The organism is Isoptericola variabilis (genome assembly GCF_050311655.1).
Classification (GTDB): domain Bacteria; phylum Actinomycetota; class Actinomycetes; order Actinomycetales; family Cellulomonadaceae; genus Isoptericola; species Isoptericola variabilis.
Window position 1 is genome coordinate 84,045 of sequence record NZ_JBNOZM010000009.1, and the last position, 19,670, is coordinate 103,714.

Here is a 19,670-nt window from a genome sequence, read left to right on the forward strand (position 1 = left end):
GGCTGGTAGACCGGGCGCATGGCCCCAGCCGACCCCGGACCCGACCGCGAGCCCGAACCCGCCGACCCCGGCCGCGCCGCGCCGGACCCGTTCGAGGCGCCGGACCCGTTCGCGGCCCTCACCCACGCCGTCGACGTCGAGCCGGGCGCCGCGCCGCCGGAGCCGCTCGCGAGCCCGCGCGTCGTGCAGGACGCGCACGCCGGCGGGGAGAGCACGCTCACGGTGATCATCGCGTTCGCCGCCAACGCGTTCGTCGCCGTCGCGAAGTCCGTGGCGGCCGCCGTCACCGGGTCGGCGTCGATGCTCGCGGAGGCCGTGCACTCGTGGGCCGACACCGGGAACGAGATCTTCCTGCTCGTCGCCGACCGCCGCTCCCGCCGTCCTGCCGACCGTGCGCACCCGCTCGGCTTCGGCCGCGAGGCGTACGTGTGGTCGATGTTCGCCGCCATCGGGCTGTTCGCCGTCGGCGCGGGCGTGTCCATCACGCACGGCATCCAGGAGCTGGTGCACCCCGAGCCGGCGAGCGACTTCGGCGTCGCGTACGCCGTGCTCGGGCTCGCGTTCGTGCTCGAGGGCTTCTCGTTCCTGCAGGCCAGCCGGCAGGCGCGTGCCGAGGCGAAGAAGGCCGAGCACGACGTGCTGCACCACGTGCTCGTCACCTCCGACCCCACGCTGCGCGCCGTGTACGCCGAGGACGCCGCCGCGCTGATCGGCCTCGTCGTCGCGTTCGGCGGCGTGCTCGCGCACCAGCTCACCGGGTCGCCCGTGCCCGACGCCGTCGGGTCGATCGTCGTCGGCGTCGTGCTCGCCGTCGTCTCCCTCGTGCTCGTGGACCGCAACCGGCGCTTCCTCGTCGGCGAGGCCGCCCGGCCCGAGACGCGGGCCGCCGTGCTGGCGCACCTGGTGACGATGCCGCAGGTGGAGCGGGTCACCTACCTGCGGCTCGAGTACGTGGGGCCGCGGTCGCTGTACCTGGTGGCCAGCGTCGACCTCAGCGGCAACGAGCCGGAGGAGACGGTCGCCCGGCGCCTGGACGACCTCGAGCGCGCGGCGACGCGGGTGCCCGTCATCGCCGGGGCCGTGTTCACCGTGTCGACGCCGGAGGAGCCGTCGCTCTGACGGCGTCGCGGGCCGACGGGCTCAGCCGGCGTGCCGCGCCTCGTGGGCGAGCAGGCTGCGCTTGACGTCCAGGCCGTACCGGAAGCCGCCGAGGCTGCCGTCGGTGCGCAGCACCCGGTGGCACGGGACGAACAGCGCGGCGGCGTTCATCGCGCACGCGCCCGCCGCCGCGCGGACCGCGGCCGGGCGCCCGGACAGCTCCGCGTACCGGGTGTAGGTGACCGGGTCCCCGGCGTCGACCGTGCGCAGCACGTCCCAGGCGTGCGCGCGGTACGGGCCGGAGACCTGGCGGACCGGGACGGCGTCGATGGCGCGCACGTCCCCGGCGTAGTAGGCCCGCACCGCCGCGACGGCGGCGGCGACCGCGGGGTCGTCGTCGGGCACGGGCGTCGCGGCCGTGGGCCGGAGGTCGGGGTGGACGAGCCCGACGAGGGCGTCGGCGTCCGTCGTCCAGCCGGACGCGAGCACCGTGCCGTCAGGGTCGGCGACGACGGTGAACGGGCCGTCGGGGGTGGTCAGGGTGGTGGTGCGGGCAGACGCGGCGGTGGGCGTGCTCGTGGACATGGTTCCTCCGAGGTGCAGGTGCCGAACAGGCGGTCGATGCCGGAAAGCGGCCGGAAAGCGGGTGAATACGGTGGCTACCGCCTGGTCGGCGGGAGGGCGGCGCGCCACAGGTGCAGGGCGGCGTACGAGCGCCACGGCGCCCAGCGCTCGGCGTGGCCGGCGAGGGCGCGCGAGCGCGCGGCGCGCGGGGCGTCGTCGGGCAGGCCCAGGTCGACGCCGGCCGCGGCGGCGCCGGCGAGGAGCGCGACGTCGCCGTCGAGCCAGGCGTCCGGGTCGCGCAGCACGCGCATCGCCACGTAGGCGGCGGTCCAGGGGCCGATGCCGCGGCGCGCGACGAGCGCGGCGCGCAGGGCGTCGCCGTCGTCCCCCACGCCGACGGCGAGCGTGCCGTCGGCGAGCGCGCGGGCGGTGTCGACGACCGTCGCCACCGACCGCGCGGGCAGGCGCAGGTGGTCGGCGGCGCCGGCCGCGACCTGGGCGGCCGTCGGGAACAGGCGCGTGAGCCCGGGGATCGCGGAGGCGTACGGGGTGCCCGCGCCCGCCGCGAGCCGGCCCAGGTGGGTGCGGGCCGCCGCGACGCTGATCTGCTGCCCGACGATGGCGCGCACCACGATCTCGTGCGGGTCCACCGTGCCGGGCAGGCGCAGCCCGGGCGTGCGGCCGACCAGCGGTGCCAGGGCGGGGTCGTCCGCCAGGGCGGTGTCGACGGCGGCCGGGTCGGCGTCCAGGTCGAGCAGGCGGCGCAGGCGGGCGACGGCCACCGAGACGTCGGCGGCGGACGCGAGCTCCAGCCGCACGGCGACCCGGCCGGGCCCCACGCCGGGCCCCGCCATGACCTCCGCGGCGCCGGGCCCGTGGGGGAGCAGCAGCGTGCGGGCGTACCGGACGTCGTCGCCGTCCGCGGACAGGTCCGCGACCTCCACGCCCTCGACGGCGCGCGCCGCGAGGAACGCGACCACGCCGCGGGCGTCGAACGGCTCGCGCACCGGGAGCTCGAGCTCGAGCCGCACCGCGGCGACGTCCCCACCGCCCCCGCCTTCCAGCAAGCGATCCGTCGCGGCACCGGCGCCCATGACACGGGAGATCCCGGGCTGGAAGGCACGAGGGCGGCGGCGCGCGCGGGAGCGCAGGTCGCTCGGCGTCGTGTCGAAGACCTCCGCGACGGTGTCGTTGAACTGCCGGATCGAGCCGAACCCGGCGGCGAACGCCACGTCCGCGAGCGGTAGGTCGGTGCCGACGACGAGGCTGCGCGCGGTCTGCGCCCGCTGCGCGCGGGCCAGGGCGAGCGGGCCGGCGCCGAGCTCGGCGGTGAGCAGCCGGTGCACGTGCCGCGCGCTGTACCCGAGGCGGGCCGCGAGGCCGTCCGTGCCCTCCCGGTCCACGACGCCGTCGGCGATGAGGCGCATCGCCCGGCCGGCGAGGTCGTGGCGCAGGTCCCAGGCGGGCGTGCCGGGCGCGGCCTCCGGCAGGCACCGCTTGCACGCGCGGTAGCCGGCCTCGTGCGCGGCCGCCGAGGTGAGGTAGAAGGTGACGTTCTCCGGCTTGGGCGTGCGCGCCGGGCAGGACGGCCGGCAGTAGATGCCGGTCGAGCGGACGGCGGTGAAGAACTGGCCGTCGAACCGGGTGTCCCGCGCGGCGATGGCGCGGTACCGCTCGTCGAACTCGCGCGTCTCCGGCCGGGCCGTGGTCGGGGCCGTCGTCGGGGCTGTCGTGGTCATGTCCCCATCCTCACGCGCGCCCCCGACCGGGTGCTAGCGGGAATCGGACACCTCCGTGGCGTCCTAGGGGAGGGTCTCGATCCAGTCCAGGACGGCGGCGAGGTAGGCCTCGCGGGCGGGGCTCGGCGAGAGGGCGAGGTCGTGGGTCCCGCCGGCGACGGTGCGGACGGTGACGTCGCCGCCGAGGCGTCGCGCGCGCTCCCGCATGTGCGCGACGTCGAGCACCGTGTCGGTGGTGAGGTGCTGGTCGGCGGTGGACCGGTCGGAGGTCAGCACCAGCACCGGTATCCGCAGCCCCAGGCCGCGCGCGAGGCGGCGCTGCGCGCGCAGCACGGACCGCAGCCAGGCGGCCCGGACGGCGAACGGCTCGTGCGGCTTCCACGCCGCGTCGAAATCCCACTCGCCGCCGAAGTCGCGGTGCAGGGCGCGCGCGTAGCCGTCGTCGAGGTGGTTGACGACGGCGCGCGGCGCGACGACGCCGAGCGTCTCGACGAGCGCGGTCGCGGCGACCTGGACCGGCCGGGGCTTGTTCAGCTGTACCCACGGGCTGTTGAGCACCAGCGCGTCCGCCCGGCCCGGGCGGGCCGCGGCCCACAGCGGGGCGATCAGCCCGCCCGTGGAATGGCCGAGCACCACGAGCCGCTCGTGCCCGGCCGCGCGGACGACCGCCGCAGCGGCGTCGAGGTCCTGGGCGTACACGGCGATGTTGCGCACCTGGTTCGGGTCGCCGCCCGCGGCCACCTGCGCGTCCCAGGCGCGCCCGTGCCCGCGCAAGTCGACGGCGTAGAACGCGAGCCCCCGCCCGGCGACGGCCGCCGCGAGGTGCGGGTGGAAGAAGTAGTCCGCGAACCCGTGCACGTACAGCACCGCCGTGCGCGCGACGGCGCCCCACCCTCCCGACGGGTCGCCGCCGTCGCCCGGGGTGGACGGCACGTGCCGCACCAGCACGGCCTCCGCGCCGCCGGGCAGGGGCAGGGTGCGGGCCGCGAAGTCCGGGCCGAGCACGTCCTCGCGCCACGACCCGGGCCCCGGGAGCGGCGCGGCCGGTGCGTCAGGCACCCTGCGCCGGACCGGATGGGCGGTCCTCGTCGCCGGACCCGGGCTCGCCGCCGGCTGCGGGCCCGGCGTCGGGCTCGGGCGCGGCGTCCGCGACGGGCTCCTGCCGCACGGTGTCCTCCTCGCCCGGACGACCGGGCTCCAGCGGCTCGGCGACGGGGCCGGTCGTCGGGCCGGCGGGTGGCGCGTCCTGCGGTGCGGGCTCCGGCTCGAGCGGCTCGGCCACGGGACCGGTGGTCGGCTCGGCGGGCGGGGCCGCGGGGGCTCCGAAGACCTGCTCCTCCGGCGTCGGGCCGGCGGCGGGCACCGCCCCGGGGGCGGCCTGCGCGGCGAGGGCGGCGTCGCCCGTCGCGGTGCCCGTGACCGTGCCCGTCGACGTCGCGGGGCGGCGGTTGTTCCGCACGACGAACCACACGACGAGTCCGATGACGACCAGCCCGACGACGAGCCCGACGATCCACCACGGGAAGCTGCTGCCGGCGGTGGCCGAGCCGACGGCGTGGATCTCGGTGTTCTCGCCGACCTTCGGCGTCCAGGTCACGGTGTTGCCGTCGACGGCGCCGGTGGCGTCGCTGACCGGGCCGGGGAACGTGATGGCGAGCCGCACGTCGAAGGCGTCGCGCACGTTCTGGGGCAGCTGCTCGAGCTCCTCCGAGCCCTCGGAGAGGTTCATGGTGCCGTCGACGACGTAGTTCTCGCCGTCGCGGGTGATGCTGAGCGACTCGGCGTCCCCGCCGGAGATCTCGCTGATCGGGGCGTCGCTGAAGGTGTACTTCGTGCCGGTGTACTCGTCGTCGGAGTACGGCTCCTGGGTGGCGCCCTCGGGCAGGCCCTGGGACATCTGGCCGCCGGCCTGCTTCCACAGCTCGCCCGGCTCCATCCCCATGGTCTCGGCGAGGCTGTTGGAGACGGCCATGACGATCGAGCCGGAGACGGTGTCGTCCTCCGAGAGCGTCATGTCCATGTCGACCTTCATGCACCCGGCGAGGGCGAGGAGGCCGACGGCGGCCAGGGCCGCCGCGATCGCGGTGCGGAGGCGGCGCACGGGGCCGCGGGCTGAAGTGGTCACCGGCCCAGCATCCCGCAGCGGCCGCCGGGGAGCCACCCGGCACCCCGGGCGGCTTGCGATCAAAGTTGAGCGGAATAGACTCAACTTTGGCGACGTTCTCCCGACAGACGTTCTTCCCGTGTCATCGCACGTCATCCCGGAGGTCCCATGGACATCAAGCTCACGACCATGTCGCAGCAGGCGCTCGGCGACGCCGTCCAGTCGGCGTCGGCCGCGGGCAACCCCCAGCTCGAGCCGGTGCACCTGCTGCAGGCGCTGCTCCAGCAGACGGGCGGCGTCGCCGTCGGCCTGCTCGACGCCGTCGGCGCGAACGCCCAGCAGATCGGCCAGCGCGCCCGCGCGGCCCTCGTCGCCCTGCCGCAGGCGAGCGGCTCCGCCGTCGCCCAGCCGGCGCCGTCGCGCGCGATGAGCGCCGTGCTGGAGAACGCCGGCAAGGAGGCCGAGGCGCTCGGCGACGAGTACGTCTCGACCGAGCACCTGCTCATCGCGCTCGCCGCCGGGCAGTCCGCCGCCGCCCAGGCGCTCGTCGAGGCGGGCGCCACCGCCGACGCGCTGCGCGCCGCGCTGCCCGCCGTCCGCGGCTCGTCCCGCGTGACCAGCCCCAACCCCGAGGGCACGTACAAGGCGCTCGAGCAGTACGGCAGCGACCTCACGCAGCGCGCCCGTGACGGCAAGCTCGACCCGGTCATCGGTCGTGACTCCGAGATCCGCCGCGTCGTGCAGGTGCTGAGCCGCCGCACCAAGAACAACCCCGTGCTCATCGGCGAGCCCGGCGTCGGCAAGACCGCCGTCGTCGAGGGCCTGGCGCAGCGCATCGTCGCGGGTGACGTCCCGACGTCCCTGCAGGGCAAGCGCCTCGTCGCGCTCGACCTGGCCGGCATGGTCGCGGGCGCCAAGTACCGCGGCGAGTTCGAGGAGCGGCTCAAGGCCGTGCTCGAGGAGATCACCGCCTCCGACGGCGAGGTCATCACCTTCATCGACGAGCTGCACACCGTCGTCGGCGCGGGCGCCGGCGGCGAGGGCGCGATGGACGCCGGCAACATGCTCAAGCCGATGCTGGCGCGCGGCGAGCTGCGCCTGGTCGGTGCCACGACCCTCGACGAGTACCGCGAGCACATCGAGAAGGACCCGGCCCTCGAGCGCCGGTTCCAGCAGGTGTTCGTCGGCGAGCCGTCCGTGGAGGACACGGTCGCGATCCTGCGCGGGCTCAAGGAGCGGTACGAGGCGCACCACAAGGTGACGATCGCGGACTCCGCGCTCGTGGCAGCCGCCGCCCTGTCCGACCGGTACATCACCGGCCGCCAGCTGCCCGACAAGGCGATCGACCTCGTCGACGAGGCGGCGTCGCGCCTGCGCATGGAGATGGACTCCTCGCCCGTCGAGATCGACGAGCTGCAGCGCGCCGTCACACGCCTCGAGATGGAGGAGGTCGTGCTCAAGGAGTCCGACGACGCCGCGTCGAAGGAGCGCCTGGAGCGGCTGCGGGCGGACCTCGCGGACACGCGCGAGCGGCTCGCCGCGCTCACCGCGCGGTGGGAGTCGGAGAAGGCCGGCCACAACCGCGTCGGCGACCTGCGCGCCCGCATCGACGAGCTGCGCACCGAGTCCGACCGGCTGCAGCGCGAGGGCGACCTCGAGTCCGCCGCGCGCCTCCTGTACGGGGAGATCCCCCAGGTGGAGCGCGAGCTCGCCGAGGCCGAGCGGGCCGAGGCCACCCAGGAGGCGGGCAGCCCGGACGGAACTGCCGCGGCGCACGAGGCGCCGATGATCGCCGACAAGGTGGGCTCCGACGAGATCGCCGAGGTGGTCTCCGCGTGGACGGGCATCCCCGCCGGGCGCCTGCTGCAGGGCGAGTCCGAGAAGCTCCTGCACATGGAGGACGTCATCGGCGAGCGGCTCATCGGCCAGACCGCCGCGGTGCGCGCCGTGTCCGACGCGGTGCGGCGCTCGCGGGCCGGCGTGGCCGACCCCGACCGGCCGACCGGGTCGTTCCTGTTCCTCGGCCCGACCGGCGTCGGCAAGACGGAGCTCGCCAAGACGCTCGCGGACTTCCTGTTCGACGACGAGCGCGCCATGGTGCGCATCGACATGTCCGAGTACTCGGAGAAGCACGCCGTGTCGCGGCTGGTCGGCGCCCCTCCTGGGTACGTCGGCTACGAGGAGGGCGGCCAGCTCACCGAGGCCGTGCGGCGGCGCCCCTACTCCGTCGTGCTGCTGGACGAGGTGGAGAAGGCGCACCCCGAGGTCTTCGACATCCTGCTGCAGGTGCTCGACGACGGTCGCCTCACCGACGGCCAGGGCCGCACGGTGGACTTCCGCAACGTCATCCTCGTGCTGACGTCGAACCTCGGGTCGCAGTTCCTCGTGGACCCGGCCCTCGACGACGACGCCCGGCGCGAGGCCGTCATGGCGGCCGTGCGCGCGTCGTTCAAGCCGGAGTTCCTCAACCGGCTCGACGACGTGGTGATCTTCGACGCGCTGAGCGTCGAGGAGCTGGGGGAGATCGTCGACCTCCAGGTCGCGGCGTTCGCGAAGCGGCTGGCCGACCGCCGGATCACGGTGGACGTCACGCCCGCCGCGCGCGAGTGGCTGGCGCTCGAGGGGTTCGACCCCGCGTACGGCGCCCGCCCGCTGCGCCGCCTGGTGCAGCGCGAGATCGGCGACCGGCTCGCCAAGGAGCTGCTGTCCGGTGCGGTGAGCGACGGCGACACGGTCGTCGTGGACCGCGAGCCCGACGCCGCCGGGCTGGTCGTGACGCCGCAGTAGGGCGCCGGCAGACGCGCGAAGGGGCGGCCCGCACCGAGTGCGGGCCGCCCCTTCGTGGTGTCTGAGGGACTCAGATGCGGATGAAGCGCGGGTTGTCCTGCCAGATGTGGCGCTTCACGACGCCGACGCCGGGGCGCGCGGCCTCGACCTGCTTGCCGTTGCCGATGTAGATCGCGACGTGGCCGGGCGTCCAGATGAGGTCGCCGGGGCGGGCGTTCTTGCGGGAGACGGCCTTGCCGTGGCTCTTCTGGGCGGACGACGAGCGCGGCAGCGTCTTGCCGGTGGCCTTCTTGTACACGTACTTGGTGAGGCCGGAGCAGTCGAAGGAGTTCGGGCCGCTCGCGCCGTAGACGTACCGGTCGCCGACCTGGGCCTTGGCGACGCGCACGATCTTCTGGCTGCGGGTCTCCTTGTTCACGCCCTTCACGGCGACCGTGCGCGACGACTTGGCGGCCAGCGCGCTCGACTTCGGGAGGACGACCAGGCGGACCTTGTTGGTGCCGACCTTGTAGCGCTTCTTGTACGGCTGGAAGGAGATCTTGCCGCCGTGCATCGTGCGCGTCGTGATGGTCTTGCCGTTGATGATGAGCTTCGCGCGGGCCGAGATCGGCTTGCCGGCGTGCTTGGCCACGATGGTGAACTTCGGCCGCGTGGACCGGTCGTTCGTCACCACGGTCCGCTTGGACACCGTCATCTTGGCGTAGGGCGTCGGCTTGGAGGTGGCGGTCTTGACGGCCGCGGCGCTGACCGGGGCCGCGGAGGCGTGGGGTGCGGCGGCGATGAGGCCGCCGCCGGTGAGGGCGCCGGCGACGGCGAGGGCGATGATCGCCCGGCGGGGCCGGCGGGCGGCCGCGGCGGCGGTGCCGGGGCGCGCGGAGGCAGGGGACGTGGACATGGGGCGTGACCTCCAGCCTGCGAGATGAGCTGTCGGGTGAGGCCGAGATCGTTGGCCCGCCACCAAGGTGGCTGAACCCCAAGGCCGGGAGCGTCCGGGCGGTGTGCCCGGGCGGCCGGCCGGAAGTGGGTCTCCCGCTGCTGCCGTGAGATTCGTGGTCACCGTGACGCCGGCAGCACTCGGCTGCGTCCCGGTCGGCCGACACCCGTTGCTAGGTGCGGTCGAGGGACGCTAACCCCGCGGACCCCGCGAGGTCACGTTCCGGTAACAGGCGCGGCGTGTCGCTGGCTGGAGGACAGGCGGGCATCCGTGCTGGACGAGTCCGGTCAAACCCGGACCGAACCGGACGCCTGCCGGTGATTCCGGATGTGACGAAGATCACTGTAAGAATCCACCCGTGGGTGGATATCGGAGACGTGGGGCGGACCCGTCCGTCCGACCACGGTCGCAGGCTCAGCGCAGCAGGTCGACGGCCCCCGCCGTCGCGGAGACGGCGACGCACAGCCCCGTGCGGTCGCCCGCGGCCCAGCCGTCCTCGGACGGGGTGAGAACCACGAAGGTCAGGCCTTCCACCTCGCGGCCCGCCGCACCGAGCAGGTCGGGACCGCAGTCGGCGGACGCCTTGCGCACCAGCGCGTCGTGACCGGGCCACACGGCCCCGGCGGCAGAGTCGGTGCGCCCCACGACCTGGGCCCCGTGCTCGTCCCCGCAGGGCGTGACCGTCACCCGGCCGACGTCGCCGGGCGGCAGGTCGCGCAGGCACGACCCGAGCACGAGCTGCGCCGCGTTCACCTCGCGCGCCCCGGTCACCGCGGCGGGCACGGGGGCGGTCGCCCGGTCGCGCGCCGTCGCGACCCCGATCGCGACGGCGCCGCCGACCACCGCGACCGCCGCCACCGCCACGGCCGCGCGGACCGCGCCGCGGCGCGCCCGGACGGTGCCGGGGGCTCCTCCCTGCGGCGGGCCCTGCGCGGCGCCGTGCGGCGGGGTCGCGTCGTCGTCGCCCGTGCCCGGCAGGCCCAGGCCGGCGAGCCCGTCCGCGGGCAGTGCGCCCGCCGGCGTCGGCGCGGCGAAGACCGGCTCCGCCGGCGAGTCCGCTGCGCGGGCTGTTCCGCTGGCCCTCTCGTCGGAGGGGTTCTGGGCCGGGTCCTGGGTCACGACGCTCTCCGTGTCCGGCCGGGTCAGGCCGGGTCGGCGAGGTCGAGGATCACCGGGACGTGGTCGCTGGCGCCCTTGCCCTTGCGCTCGTCGCGGTCGATGACCACGCTGGTGACGCGCTCGCGCACGGCGGGGGAGGCGTAGGCGAAGTCGATGCGCAGGCCCCTGTTCCGGGGGAACGCGAGCTGCTGGTAGTCCCAGTACGTGTAGGTGTGCTCGGCGGGCAGGTGCTCGCGCGTCACCTCGGTGTACCCGGCGGTCGCGAACGCCGTGAACGCCTCCCGCTCGGCGGGGGTCACGTGGGTGTGGCCCTCGAACGCGGCCGGGTCGTACACGTCGGTGTCGAGCGGGATGACGTTCCAGTCGCCCACGAGTGCGACGGGGGCCCGGGGGTCGTCGGCGAGCCAGCCGGCCGCGGCGTCGCGCAGCGTGCCCAGCCACGCCAGCTTGTACGCGTAGTGCGGGTCGCCGACCGCGCGGCCGTGCGGCACGTACAAGGACCACACGCGCACGCCGCCGCAGGTGGCGCCGAGCGCGCGCGCCTCGACCGGCGGCGGCACGTCGAGCAGGGTCGCCGGTGCCTCGTCGGGCGTCGCGTCGGGCGCCTCGGCGGGCGCGTCGTCGGGTGTGCCGGCCGTGGGGGCCGCGGGCTTGGCGAAGCCCGGCTGGCCCGGGAACGACGTCTCGACGTCGTCGATCCCGACCCGCGACGCGATGGCGACGCCGTTCCACGCCGAGTGCCCGGTGTGCGCCACCTGGTACCCGGCCGCCTCGAACGCCGCGTGCGGGAACTGCTCGTCGCGGCACTTGGTCTCCTGGATGGCGAGCACGTCGGTGCCCGAGCGCTCCAGGAAGGCGATCACCCGGTCGACGCGGGCACGGACGGAGTTGACGTTCCAGGTCGCGAGGCGCACGGGCGCCAGGCTACCGGCGGTCGCCGACGGATCGGGCGGGTCATCCCCACGTCGCGGAGTCGGGGTCGACGCCGTGAGCGCGGGCGTTCGCGTCGATCACGTCCCGCAGCCACGTCGTCAGGCCGGGGCGGCGCGCGTCGTGGTTGGCGGTGAACTCGGGGTCGGCGGCGTACATGCGCCCGATGACGACGTGCATGGCGTGCGTGACGTCGAAGTACGCGCCGAGCGAGGCGCGGTGCCGCTCCGCGAGGGCGTCGGCCTCGGCGCTGCCGGGCCGGACGCCGCGACCCAGCGCGTCGGCGAGCGCGTCGAGCACGGCCTCCGCCTCCGCGGCGACGTCCCGCCACTCCTCGGGGGTGCGCTCGGCCGCCCGCTCGGCGAACTGCGCCCACTGGTCGGTGTCGCCCCAGCGCTCGCGGGCGCCGGCGGCCCACGACGGCTGCCAGCCGTCGCCGAACAGCGCGACCTGCTCCTCGGGCGTGAGCAGGACGCCGCGCTCGCGCGCCTCGACCAGCCGGTCCAGGGCCTCGGCCGCGCGCTCGAGCCGGCGGAGCCGCTCGCGCACGAGGTCGCGCTGGCGGCGCAGGGACGCGTCCGCGCCCTCGGGGGAGTCGAGCAGCGCGCCGATCTCGTCGAGCGGCACGCCGAGCTCGCGGTACAGCACCACGCGGTGGGCACGGGCGAGGTCCGACGCCGTGTACAGCCGGTAGCCCGCGGCCGTGCGCGCCGACGGGCGGACCAGCCCGACGGCGTCCCAGTGGTGCAGCGTGCGGACCGTGACGCCCGCGGCCCGCGCGGCGGCGCCGACGGTGAGGTCGGGTCGGGAGGTCACGGCGTCCAGTCTGCGCGACGTCGCGGGCCCCCTCACGCCTCGGCGCCGAAGCCCAGCTCCTCGCGCACGGTCTGCGCCTCCGCGCTGGCCGGGTCCCACGGCCGGGCGGCGGTCATGACGACGCGCGTGCGCTCGGGGGTGACGACCTCCAGGTCGACGGTGCCCCACGGCTGCAGGCGTGGACCGGTCGTCGAACCGGGGGAGACCTCCTCGCAGGCGGCGGCGATGGCGTCGATCTCGCTCAGCACGCAGGAGAAGCTCACGCTCAGCGGACCGGGTGCGACGGCCGGTGCGGCCGGCACGAGGAGCACGTCCTGGAACGCCCACCGGCGCAGATGGGTGATCGTGCCGGGGGCGGTGAAGAAGTCGAAGAAGCCGAGGCCGCGCACCCAGAAGTCCGTGGAGGCGCCGAGGTCGTCCGTCGGGGCGGTGACGAACATGGGCATCCCGTAGATGCCGCGGAACGGCTCCGGAGGTCGCGCGTCGGGGCCGGGCTGCGGCACGGGGCTCATCTCGAAGGCGGGGTAGATGTCGCTCATGCGGCCAGCGTGGGGCCTGACGTCGCGTGAGGGTCAACCTGCCGCCGTCCGCCCTCTAGGCTGCCCCCATGGGTACCGCGCTCGTCACCGGCGCCACCGCCGGCCTCGGCCTGGAGTTCGTCTGGCAGCTCGCCACCGCGCGACACGACGTGGTCGTCGTCGCGCGCGACGCCGACCGCCTGGAGCAGGTCGCCGCGCAGGTGCGCGCGGCCGCCGGCGTGCGGGTGGAGGTGCTGCCGGCGGACCTGTCCGTGCCGGAGGACCTGGAGCGGGTCGCCGCCCGGCTCGCCGTCACCGGGGACGAGGAGGGCGACGACCGGCGCCCGGTGGGGCTGCTGGTCAACAACGCCGGGTTCGCGACGGCGCAGTCGTTCGTGCGCGGCGAGCTCGCCGTCGAGCTGTCGGCGCTGGACGTCATGGTCCGGGCGGTGCTCGTCCTCTCGCACGCGGCCGCCGGGCAGATGACGGCCCGCGGGCGCGGGGCGATCCTCAACGTCGGCTCGGTCGCGGCGCTCACCGCCGGCGGCACCTACGCGGCGGCGAAGGCGTACGTGCGGTCGTTCACGGAGGGCCTGTCCGTCGAGCTCAAGGGCACCGGCGTCACCGCCACGGTGCTCTGCCCCGGGTTCGTGCGCACCGAGTTCCACGACCGGGCGGGGATCGACATGGGCTCCGTGCCCGACGTCGGCTGGCTCGACGCCCCGACCGTCGTCGCCGAGGCGCTCGCGGACGTGCGCCGCGGGGTCGTCATCTCGACGCCGTCCGTCCGCTACAAGGCGGCCTCCGCGCTGCTGCGCCTGGCCCCGCGCGCGGCGGTGCGTGCCGTCGGCAAGTACCGCTGACCTCGGCCGTCGCCGAGACCGGGCGAGATCCCGCCGCCCGTCCCACGATGGAGACGTGATCCGGGGGACGACGCCGGCGACGGACACCAGGGGCGGTCGGAGCGCCGTCCCCGGCGACGCCGCGCTGGACTACCGCGACCTCTTCGACGCGCTGGCCGTGCCGAAGATCGTGCTGGACCCCGACCTCGTCGTGCTCGACGCCAACCGTTCGTACACCGAGCTCCTCGGCATGCCGCTGGATGCGCTCGTCGGGCGCACGCTGGCCGACGCGCTCGCGCGGGTGCCGGGCGGCCCGCCACCCGTGCCCCGCGCCATGGACGCGATCGCCCGGTGCCTGCGCACGGGCATGCCCGAGGCCGTCGAGCCGACCCGGTGGGACCTGCCAGACCCGCGCACGGGCGAGACGGGGCCGCGGTACTGGATGCTCCTCGTGCTGCCGGTCGTGCGGGCGGGCGACGCCGCGGTCCGGGCCGTCGTGGTCCGGGTGGAGGAGGTCGACGCGGCCGACGTCGAGGGCGCCGACGGTGGTGCCACGCCGGAGCGCATGTCGTGGCACAGCACGGTGGCGCGGATGCGGGCGGCCGCCGCGGCGGAGCGCGAGGCCGCGGTGGCCCTCCAGACGTCGGTGCTCACCCCGCCGCCGGACGTGCCCGGCCTGACCCTGGACGTCCGCTACCAACCGGCCAACCGGATCACCCGGGTGGGCGGCGACTGGTACGACGTCGTGCTCCGGGAGTCGGGCCGGGCCGTGCTGGTCGTGGGCGACGTGGCGGGGCACGACGTCGACGCCGCGGCCGCCATGACGCACCTCAAGGGCGTGCTGCGCACCGTGGCGGTCGAGGACGACGCGGGACCGGCCGCGGTCCTCGACCGGGCCGAGCGTGCCGCCGCGGCGCTGCGGCTCGAGGCGTTCGCCGCGGTCACGGTGGCCGTCGTGGACCTGCCCGAGCCCGACGGGTCGCGGCGCGTCACCTGGGCGCGCGCCGGGTCCCTGCCGCCGGTGGTACGGCGGGCCGACCTCGGCGCCGAGCTCCTCGACGAGCGCCCCGGCCGGCTCTTCGGCCTGCTCCTGCCGCGGGAGCGCCCGGAGCAGGCCACCGTGCTCGAGCCGGGCGCGGCTCTGCTCGTCTTCACGGACGGCCTGGTCGAGCGGCGGGGAGAGCTGCTGACCGACTCCCTGGAGCACCTGCGCGAGGACGTGGAGCAGGTCGTGGACCTGCGGCTCGAGCGGCTGGCCGACTGCGTGCTGGCGCGCAGCGCGCCGATCCGGGGCGTCGACGACGTGGCGCTGGTCGCGCTCCAGGTCACCCCGGCGCCCGTGGGCGGGGCGGACGGCGTCGGTACGATGACCGCGTGACCTCCTCGGACTCCGCCTTCGGCCCCACGCCCCGCGAGCAGCTGCGGGACCTCATCACCGAGCTCGCCGTCGTGCACGGCAAGGTGACGCTCTCCTCCGGCAAGGAGGCCGACTACTACGTCGACCTGCGCCGCATCACGCTGCACCACCGCGCGGCCCCGCTGGTCGGCCACGTGCTGCTCGACCACCTGGAGGAGGTCGGCCTCGGCACGGCGGAGGTGGACGCCGTCGGCGGCCTGACCCTCGGGGCGGACCCGATCGCGGACGCCCTGCTGCACGCCGCGGCGTCGCGCGGGCAGGACCTCGACGCGTTCGTCGTCCGCAAGGCCGCGAAGGCGCACGGCATGCAGCGGCAGATCGAGGGCCCCGAGGTCGCGGGCCGCAAGGTCGTCGTCCTCGAGGACACGACGACGACCGGGGGGTCGCCCATCACGGCCATCGAGGCGCTGCGCGCCGCGGGCGCCGAGGTGCTCGGCTGCGCCACGATCGTCGACCGTGCCACCGGCGCCGGCGAGAAGATCGAGGCCCTCGGCGTGCCTTACCACTACCTCTACGACCTGGCGGACCTGGGCCTGGCCTGAGCGGTCAGTCGCGGCGGCGGCCCAGCAGGAAGCCGCCGCCGAGGCCGGCGAGCAGCGCCCCGACGCCGATCATGGCGGGCGGCATCCACCAGTTCGGGATCTGCGGGTGGAACGTCGTGTCCGACAGTGGGGCGTACGCGAACCAGCCGAGGGACCAGGTCCAGGTCGAGGCCTGGTAGACCCCGAGCACCACCAGCACGGCGCCGACGACGAGCGCGGCCCACACGAGGACCCGCTCCCGGCGCGTCATACCCGGCCGATCAGGTCCGCGATGGAGTCCACGACGTGCGACGGCCGGAACGGGTAGGTGTCCACCTCGGCGGCGCTGGTGGAGCCGGTCATGACGAGGAAGGTCTCGAGCCCCGCCTCGATGCCGGCGACGACGTCGGTGTCCATGCGGTCGCCGATCATCGCCGTCACCTCGGAGTGGGCGTCGATGCGGTTGAGCGCGGAGCGGAACATCATCGGGTTCGGCTTGCCCACGTAGTACGGCGAGCGGCCGGTGGCGGCCTGGATCATCGCCGCGACGGCACCGGTGGCCGGCAGCGGGCCCTCGGCGGACGGCCCGGTCGTGTCCGGGTTGGTGGCGATGAAGCGGGCGCCGTCGCGCACCAGGCGGATCGCCTTGGTGATGGCGGTGAACGAGTAGGTGCGCGTCTCGCCGAGCACCACGTAGTCCGGGTTCGACTCGGTGAGGGTGTAGCCCGCCTCGTACAGGGCGGTGGTGAGGCCGGCCTCGCCGATCACGTACGCGGAGCCGTTGGGGATCTGGTCGGTGAGGAACTGCCCCGTCGCCAGCGCGGACGTCCAGATCGCCTCCTCCGGCACGTCGATGCCCGACGTCGCGAGGCGGGCGCGCAGGTCGCGCGGCGTGAAGATCGAGTTGTTCGTCAGGACGAGGAACGGCCGCTCCGCGTCGCGCAGGGCGCGGATGAACTCCGGCGCCCCGGGGATGGCCTGGCCCTCGTGCACGAGGACGCCGTCCATGTCGGTCAGCCAGCACTCGATCCGTCGTTCGCTCACGCGGCTCACCCTAGTGGGCGGGGCGGCGTCTCGCGTGCGCCAGGATGGGCGCATGACGACGATCGCGGTGGTGGGCGGCACCGGTCAGGCGGGGCGCGCCGTGGTGCGGGAGGCGACGCGGCGGGGCCACGAGGTGCGGGTGGTCTCGCGCCGGCGTCCCACGGGCCTCGAGCCCGGCGCGACGCACCACGCGGCGGACCTGCTCGACGACGACGACGCGCGGGTCGCGGGCGCGCTCGCCGCGGCCCTCGACGGCGTGGAGGCCGTGGTCGACACCAGCAACGGGATGACGCCCGCCGCCCAGGCCGTGTTCACCGCGGGGGCACGCCGGGTCGCGGACGCCGCGGGCCGCGCGGGCGTGGGGCGCGCCGTCGTCCTGTCGATCGCCGCGGTCGACCGCAGCGGGTACGGGTACTACCGGGCGCACGCCGAGCAGGAGCGCGTCTACGCCGCCGGGCCGGCGCCGGCGACGGTCGTGCGGGCCACGCAGTTCCACGAGTTCCTCGACCTCTTCTTCGGCCGCGACAGCCGCCTCGGGGCCTGGTCGCGGCTCGGGCTGCTGCCCTACCCGCGCGGCTGCCGCTTCCAGACGATCGACCTGCGCGACGTCGCCCGCGCCCTCGTGGACGGGGCCGAGGGTGCCGACCCGCTCGGGGTCGCGCCGACGGCCGGCCCCTCGGGCGCGCCGACCGCCACCGTCGGCGGGCCGCAGGTGCTCGACGCGCGCGCGATGGCGGGCGCCTGGCGGCGGGCTCGCGGCTCCCGCCGGCTGCCGGTGGGGGTGCCGCTGCCCGGCCCGCTCGGGGAGTTCTTCCGCGCCGGCCGCAACCTCGTGCCCGACGCCGCGGCGGGCACGATCACCTACGACCAGTGGCTGGCCGGGCGGTGAGCGGGTCCGAGCGAGAGCCGGAGCGGGAGGTCGGCGTCGGCCCGTGGCCCGGCGGGCCGGACGCGTGGCCCCGGCTGCCCGACGGCGCGCCGGACCCCCGCTACGACCCCGAGCTGCTGGCGCACGGCGACCGGCGCAACGTCGTCGACCGCTACCGGTACTGGGCCGTGGAGGCCGTCGTCGCCGACCTCGACGCCCGTCGCCCGGCCGGCCGGGAGCTGCACGTCGCCATCGAGAACTGGGCGCACGACCTCAACATCGGCTCGGTGGTGCGCACGGCCAACGCGTTCAACGCGGCCGGGGTGCACGTCGTCGGCCGACGGCGGTGGAACCGGCGCGGCGCGATGGTCACCGACCGTTACCTGCACACCCACCACCACCCGGACGCGGCGGCGCTCGCGGCGTGGGCGGCGTCGGCGGACGGCGGGGGCCTGCCCGTGATCGGCATCGACAACGTGCCCGGGTCGGTGCCGCTGGAGGCCTCCGACCTGCCCGCCCGCTGCGTGCTGCTGTTCGGCCAGGAGTCCACGGGCCTGACGCCGGACGCGCAGGCGGTGTGCTCCGACGTCCTGCACATCACCCAGCACGGCTCCACCCGCTCGCTGAACGCGGGCGCCGCGGGTGCGATCGCGGTGCACGCCTGGGCGTCGCGCTGGCTCGCGCCGTCGGGGCACCCGTCTCACGGAGCCGACGGCATGTGACTCTCCTGACCCGGACGTGAGAAAATCCGGGTGCATGCGGGTCGCACGGCGCCCGTCGCGACGAAGCATCCCGCTGCATCCTCGTACGCCCCGTCATTGGAGTACCGCAGATGCCTATCGCAACCCCCGAGGTCTACGCCGAGATGATCGACCGGGCGAAGGCCGGCAAGTTCGCCTACCCCGCCGTCAACATCACCTCGTCGCAGACCGTGACCGCCGCTCTCCAGGGCTTCGCCGAGGCCGAGTCGGACGGCATCATCCAGGTCTCCGTGGGCGGCGCGGAGTACGCGTCGGGCTCCACCGTGAAGGACCGCGTCGTCGGCTCGCTGGCCCTCGCGGCCTACGCCACCGAGGTCGCGAAGAACTACTCGGTGAACATCGCGATCCACACCGACCACTGCGTCAAGAAGAACCTCGACTCCTGGGTGCGCCCGCTGCTCGCCCTCGAGGCGGAGCAGGTGAAGGCGGGCAAGAACCCGACCTTCCAGTCGCACATGTTCGACGGCTCGGACATCCCCCTGGACGAGAACCTCGTCATCGCCGCCGAGCTGCTCGAGCTCTCGCAGGCCGCGCGCACCATCCTCGAGATCGAGGTCGGCGTCGTGGGCGGCGAGGAGGACGGCCACGAGGCCGAGATCAACGAGAAGCTCTACACGACGGCCGAGGACGGCCTCGCCACCGTGCGCGCGCTCGGCGCCGGCGAGAAGGGTCGCTACCTGACGGCCCTCACCTTCGGCAACGTGCACGGCGTGTACAAGCCGGGTGCCGTGAAGCTGCGCCCGTCGATCCTCGCGGACATCCAGAAGGCCGTCGGCGCGGAGATCGGCAAGGAGAACCCGTTCGACCTCGTCTTCCACGGCGGTTCGGGCTCCACGGCCGAGGAGATCTCCGAGGCGGTCGACAACGGTGTCATCAAGATGAACATCGACACCGACACGCAGTACGCGTTCTCGCGCCCCGTCGCGGACCACTTCTTCCGCAACTACGACGGCGTCCTCAAGGTGGACGGCGAGGTCGGCAACAAGAAGGCGTACGACCCGCGCGCCTGGGGCAAGCAGGCCGAGGCCGGCATGGCCGCCCGCATCGTCGAGGCCGCGCAGCAGCTGCGCTCCGCCGGCCACAAGATGTGATCTCCCGGCTCTCGCCGAGATAGCACGAGGGGCGGCCCGCATCATCGCGGGCCGCCCCTCGTCGCACGTTCTGGTGCCCGGGCTAGCGGGGTGCGGGGGTCTCGAGGTCGAAGCCGGGGTCGACGTCGACGATCTCCAGCAGCTCGCCGATCCGCGTGACCTCGAGGAGAAACCGGACGGTGGGCGGGGCACGGAGCACCCGGACGCGGTGCGGGCTGCGCGACGCGAGGCGTGCGAGGAACGCCACACCCGAGGAGTCCATGAAGGTGACGTGATGGGCGTCGATCTCGACGGGGAGGCCGGAGCCCTCGGCGTCGGAGATGGCCTCGCCCAGCTCGGCTCCGATGTCGGCGTCGATCTCGCCGGACAGCACGACACGGGCGCGGGACGCGCCCACGATGACGTGCACGCTCGCGGGGTCTCCCAGCTCAGGCACCGCGTCTGCCTCCTTCACGTCCGCACGCCGCAGGTCACGTGGGGTCGTGTTCGATCCGTCGTGCACGGTGCTCCTTCCACG

General features: G+C 75.2%; 20 protein-coding genes. 8 read left to right on the forward strand and 12 right to left on the reverse strand.

Translation table 11 applies throughout. The features are described from left to right. The first annotated feature begins 18 nt into the window (after positions 1-18). Positions 19-1,119 carry a cation diffusion facilitator family transporter gene (locus ACQP60_RS18235; RefSeq protein WP_429735512.1) on the forward strand — a complete coding sequence of 367 codons (1,101 nt, stop codon included), beginning with the start codon at positions 19-21 and terminating at the stop codon, positions 1,117-1,119. A 21-nt stretch (positions 1,120-1,140) separates the two neighbouring features. Here the strand turns inward: ACQP60_RS18235 and ACQP60_RS18240 are convergent, their stop codons facing one another. The 4 genes from ACQP60_RS18240 to ACQP60_RS18255 form a co-directional block, all read right to left on the reverse strand. Then, the gene (locus tag ACQP60_RS18240; protein WP_429735514.1) at positions 1,141-1,683 is read right to left on the reverse strand and encodes a methylated-DNA--[protein]-cysteine S-methyltransferase; all 543 of its coding nucleotides are present in this window, start codon (positions 1,681-1,683) and stop codon (positions 1,141-1,143) included. Positions 1,684-1,757: 74 nt separating this feature from the next. Continuing rightward, a complete protein-coding gene (locus tag ACQP60_RS18245; RefSeq protein WP_429735516.1) occupies positions 1,758-3,401 on the reverse strand; it encodes an AlkA N-terminal domain-containing protein in 1,644 nt (547 codons plus the stop codon). Between the two features lie 63 nt (positions 3,402-3,464). Continuing rightward, complete coding sequence (locus ACQP60_RS18250; RefSeq protein WP_429735518.1) at positions 3,465-4,460, reverse strand: alpha/beta hydrolase; 996 nt, start codon at positions 4,458-4,460, stop codon at positions 3,465-3,467. Beyond that, complete coding sequence (locus tag ACQP60_RS18255; protein ID WP_429735520.1) at positions 4,453-5,526, reverse strand: LppM family (lipo)protein; 1,074 nt, start codon at positions 5,524-5,526, stop codon at positions 4,453-4,455. The genes ACQP60_RS18250 and ACQP60_RS18255 overlap by 8 nt, the downstream gene beginning before the upstream one ends. A gap of 147 nt (positions 5,527-5,673) precedes the next feature. On the opposite strand from ACQP60_RS18255, the gene clpB reads away from it, so the two are divergent. Beyond that, entirely contained in the window at positions 5,674-8,292 is a 2,619-nt protein-coding gene (clpB, locus tag ACQP60_RS18260; protein WP_429735522.1) for an ATP-dependent chaperone ClpB, read from the forward strand. A gap of 70 nt (positions 8,293-8,362) precedes the next feature. On the opposite strand, the gene ACQP60_RS18265 is transcribed toward clpB, so the two are convergent. The 5 genes from ACQP60_RS18265 to ACQP60_RS18285 all read right to left on the reverse strand — a co-directional run bounded on the left by ACQP60_RS18265 (position 8,363) and on the right by ACQP60_RS18285 (position 12,630). Next, complete coding sequence (locus ACQP60_RS18265) at positions 8,363-9,187, reverse strand: C40 family peptidase (protein ID WP_429735524.1); 825 nt, start codon at positions 9,185-9,187, stop codon at positions 8,363-8,365. 453 nt (positions 9,188-9,640) lie between these two features. Continuing rightward, positions 9,641-10,345 carry a septum formation family protein gene (locus tag ACQP60_RS18270; RefSeq protein WP_429735526.1) on the reverse strand — a complete coding sequence of 235 codons (705 nt, stop codon included), beginning with the start codon at positions 10,343-10,345 and terminating at the stop codon, positions 9,641-9,643. Positions 10,346-10,368: 23 nt separating this feature from the next. Beyond that, positions 10,369-11,259: an exodeoxyribonuclease III gene (locus ACQP60_RS18275; RefSeq protein ID WP_429735529.1), complete on the reverse strand. Its 891-nt coding sequence runs from the start codon at positions 11,257-11,259 to the stop codon at positions 10,369-10,371. A 40-nt stretch (positions 11,260-11,299) separates the two neighbouring features. Further along, complete coding sequence (locus ACQP60_RS18280; protein WP_429735531.1) at positions 11,300-12,091, reverse strand: MerR family transcriptional regulator; 792 nt, start codon at positions 12,089-12,091, stop codon at positions 11,300-11,302. 32 nt (positions 12,092-12,123) lie between these two features. Next, positions 12,124-12,630, reverse strand: a complete 507-nt coding sequence (locus ACQP60_RS18285) for a VOC family protein (RefSeq protein ID WP_429735533.1) — start codon at positions 12,628-12,630, stop codon at positions 12,124-12,126. 68 nt (positions 12,631-12,698) lie between these two features. Between ACQP60_RS18285 and ACQP60_RS18290 the strand changes: the two genes are divergently transcribed. From ACQP60_RS18290 to pyrE, 3 genes are read left to right on the forward strand one after another with little or no spacing between them, the layout of a single operon-like run. Continuing rightward, on the forward strand, positions 12,699-13,472 hold the full coding sequence (locus ACQP60_RS18290; protein WP_429735535.1) for an SDR family NAD(P)-dependent oxidoreductase: 774 nt from the start codon (positions 12,699-12,701) through the stop codon (positions 13,470-13,472). 55 nt (positions 13,473-13,527) lie between these two features. After that, positions 13,528-14,829 carry a SpoIIE family protein phosphatase gene (locus ACQP60_RS18295; protein WP_429735537.1) on the forward strand — a complete coding sequence of 434 codons (1,302 nt, stop codon included), beginning with the start codon at positions 13,528-13,530 and terminating at the stop codon, positions 14,827-14,829. Further along, on the forward strand, positions 14,826-15,410 hold the full coding sequence (gene pyrE / locus ACQP60_RS18300) for an orotate phosphoribosyltransferase (RefSeq protein WP_429735539.1): 585 nt from the start codon (positions 14,826-14,828) through the stop codon (positions 15,408-15,410). Before ACQP60_RS18295 ends, pyrE begins: the two co-directional genes overlap by 4 nt. A gap of 4 nt (positions 15,411-15,414) precedes the next feature. Here the strand turns inward: pyrE and ACQP60_RS18305 are convergent, their stop codons facing one another. Continuing rightward, positions 15,415-15,660 (reverse strand): hypothetical protein, encoded by a 246-nt coding sequence (locus tag ACQP60_RS18305; protein ID WP_429735541.1) that lies wholly within the window; start codon positions 15,658-15,660, stop codon positions 15,415-15,417. Further along, positions 15,657-16,397 (reverse strand): HAD-IIA family hydrolase, encoded by a 741-nt coding sequence (locus tag ACQP60_RS18310; protein ID WP_429735840.1) that lies wholly within the window; start codon positions 16,395-16,397, stop codon positions 15,657-15,659. The genes ACQP60_RS18305 and ACQP60_RS18310 overlap by 4 nt, the downstream gene beginning before the upstream one ends. An 88-nt stretch (positions 16,398-16,485) precedes the next feature. On the opposite strand from ACQP60_RS18310, the gene ACQP60_RS18315 reads away from it, so the two are divergent. The 3 genes from ACQP60_RS18315 to fbaA all read left to right on the forward strand — a co-directional run bounded on the left by ACQP60_RS18315 (position 16,486) and on the right by fbaA (position 19,153). Next, positions 16,486-17,322, forward strand: coding sequence for an SDR family oxidoreductase (locus tag ACQP60_RS18315; RefSeq protein ID WP_429735543.1), 837 nt, complete (start codon positions 16,486-16,488; stop codon positions 17,320-17,322). Next, positions 17,319-18,023 (forward strand): TrmH family RNA methyltransferase, encoded by a 705-nt coding sequence (locus tag ACQP60_RS18320; protein WP_429735545.1) that lies wholly within the window; start codon positions 17,319-17,321, stop codon positions 18,021-18,023. Before ACQP60_RS18315 ends, ACQP60_RS18320 begins: the two co-directional genes overlap by 4 nt. Before the next feature lie 110 nt (positions 18,024-18,133). Then, a complete protein-coding gene (gene fbaA / locus ACQP60_RS18325; RefSeq protein WP_429735547.1) occupies positions 18,134-19,153 on the forward strand; it encodes a class II fructose-bisphosphate aldolase in 1,020 nt (339 codons plus the stop codon). 82 nt (positions 19,154-19,235) lie between these two features. Here the strand turns inward: fbaA and ACQP60_RS18330 are convergent, their stop codons facing one another. Beyond that, a complete protein-coding gene (locus ACQP60_RS18330; RefSeq protein ID WP_245807192.1) occupies positions 19,236-19,589 on the reverse strand; it encodes an STAS domain-containing protein in 354 nt (117 codons plus the stop codon). Positions 19,590-19,670 lie beyond the last annotated feature (81 nt).